This window comes from Coxiella-like endosymbiont of Rhipicephalus sanguineus, from assembly GCF_018687865.1.
In genome coordinates this window covers 1-654 of sequence record NZ_NIQB01000047.1, presented here as the reverse complement: position 1 = coordinate 654, position 654 = coordinate 1, and the positions used below count along the sequence as shown (strand labels likewise).

The following is a 654-nucleotide window of genomic DNA, read 5'->3' as shown; positions in this document are numbered from 1 at the left end:
TTCCCGTGTCATCAATTTCGATAACCTCCTCAAAATCAGTAACGCTATCGCGGCTGAAACCACACTCCCCACCCTCATCGCCAAATTCTTAACCGCTTCTCATCCATCATATCCCCGCCGATCGCCTCGTCTTCCTTCTTCACGAACATTCCACCTGATTCATCCAAGGAGAATACGACTAGGCCGAGCGCAAAGTCTCAACCCTAAACACCCAACCCCTCAAAAGCGCAACCGATTTCTCCCTTGACTTTATCCATCGTGCCTTCAGAAAATCCGAGCCCCTCAATTTTACCGGGGAGGACAGCAATCCCCCCCTCCTCGAGTGTTTTCCACCTTATCCCTTATCCACTATCGCCCCTTCCCATCCGTTTTAAAAAAACACTCCATCGCGCCCCTCCCTCTATGCTGAGCATCATTCCTTAAGCCAAGCCTTTATTTCCCAAGCAGCTTCATTTCCTCACCCTCGTGGCCCAACAAGCCGCTATCACCATGCACAACGCCCAATTCGCTCCGTGCCATCGACTGCTTTATTCCCCCAACCCCCTCTCCTTGCAACTCCTGCACGGAGCAACCTCCAGAGTCTGGAAATCAGGGATAATCAACTCCTCTCTCCTTATCTATGCTCTTTGGTATCCTACGCTCTTTGGTATCCTA

Annotated in this window: 1 protein-coding gene; it reads left to right on the top strand. The window is 50.9% G+C overall.

Translation table 11 applies throughout. From position 1 onward, the window contains the following. A partial coding sequence (locus B1F79_RS02985; RefSeq protein WP_251365938.1) for a hypothetical protein occupies positions 1-247 on the top strand: 247 nt, incomplete at its 5' end. Between the last annotated feature and the right edge of the window lie 407 nt (positions 248-654).